The 1,346-nt window shown below is 40.0% G+C and carries 2 protein-coding genes; both read left to right on the top strand.

Features of this window, described 5'->3' with window-relative positions; genetic code table 11:
• Nucleotides 1–490: 490 nt before the first annotated feature.
• Nucleotides 491–793, top strand: coding sequence for a hypothetical protein (locus tag BLS65_RS17750; protein ID WP_092441119.1), 303 nt, complete (start codon nucleotides 491–493; stop codon nucleotides 791–793).
• 113 nt (nucleotides 794–906) lie between these two features.
• On the top strand, nucleotides 907–1,179 hold the full coding sequence (locus BLS65_RS18125) for a hypothetical protein (RefSeq protein ID WP_125869959.1): 273 nt from the start codon (nucleotides 907–909) through the stop codon (nucleotides 1,177–1,179).
• Nucleotides 1,180–1,346 lie beyond the last annotated feature (167 nt).

Here is a 1,346-nt window from a genome sequence, read left to right as displayed (position 1 = left end):
GCTGTCACTTGTCGTTGTTTCCACTGTCAATTATTCATGCAGCCCTTGTAGATAGGCAATAGTATATTTAACAATTGAAAATGTTTCCACTGTCAATTGCTAATGTTTTACTGTCACTCGTTTTTTCGCCACCCAAATGAGGGTATTGCTTAGCAAGCATAAATGCGTGGGTGGAATGCCAGTTATCCCCAACAGAAAAAATCACAAGGAAACGTTTCAATTTCGATGTGACTCATTTTGTTAAAGGGATTATTCGCGATCTTAGGGTATTCGCCTTTGCAAACGACGAAGCGTTAATGATACTCGAGCTATTATTGGATACAGAGGGCAACCTGCGTGGGCCCGTATATCCTAACCCTTAACCAGAATAGTATAAAACCCAGCTAAACCCGCAACAGTATGTGCCAATAGAAGCCTGCTAGCCACAATTAAAAGCAAAATGGTATGTATAATTGTGCCCGCACAAAAAAACATTGCTAGATTTGCATCAATGGTATGTATTCGAAAACCGGTAGCAAGAATTATCCTTTTCATCGCAATTTATTGCGGTGCAGGGCTATTTATTGCATCTACCACCAGCTTCGAACCCTTTTCCATTGAGGCTTCCGTATTGAATAACGATACGGGAAAAGATGTTAACTCCGATCAGGATTCCATCGACTTCGATGTGATACTCTATTCGCCAGCAATACTCTATGTAGCCGATAGAAAACATCCATTCCTCAGTTTTTACAACCAGAACTCTTGGCCAACGGTATACCTATCGGTTTGGCAACCCCCAAAACAGGCTTAGTTTAGCTGATTCCCGAAATGCAAGTGCCGCATGAATTTCCTATTCGTGGCCGCCATGCTTGTGTATCTTCAACTCCTTGTATGAATCTAGTAATTGTTTAAACTCTGTGAAACATGGAAGTAGATAAGGATTATAGCCCAAAAAGTCAAGCTGAGAAACGACGCCGATTTTCCAATTGGCCAACCCTTGATTCGATATCGGTATTCTGTAATAACGACGACTATTCGAGGAACCACCCATATAGCTGGATCGACTACCTGCCGGTGCGCAAGAGCTACCGAAAACGGAGGCGATTCTGTATTCTGTTAACGATAATACTCTTGATTGTATTGACAATTGTGTCGATTGCTCTTTATCCTCATATTATTGATGCGATAAATGCTTAACGATTACCTATTGTTGGGAAAGCAGCTGGCAACGTTACAAAAAACCCAATCTACAATAAATAAACCGTAGTAATTACAATAGTTCGGTAATAACTAGTGTAAATATTTGACAATCAGAAAAATAGGCGTGAATAAATTTGAATAAGACCTTAGAAATCAGTATCTTA

The sequence above is a fragment of the Williamwhitmania taraxaci genome (assembly GCF_900096565.1).
Classification (GTDB): domain Bacteria; phylum Bacteroidota; class Bacteroidia; order Bacteroidales; family Williamwhitmaniaceae; genus Williamwhitmania; species Williamwhitmania taraxaci.
The sequence above is the reverse complement of the archived record's forward strand: the minus strand, read 5'-3'. Positions and strand labels throughout refer to the sequence as shown.

What these genes read in the sequence shown, in the direction of transcription:
- BLS65_RS17750 (WP_092441119.1), top strand. Translation starts at nt 491, where the DNA reads ATGGTATGTATTCGAAAACCGGTAGCAAGAATTATCCTTTTCATCGCA.
- BLS65_RS18125 (WP_125869959.1), top strand. Translation starts at nt 907, where the DNA reads ATGGAAGTAGATAAGGATTATAGCCCAAAAAGTCAAGCTGAGAAACGA.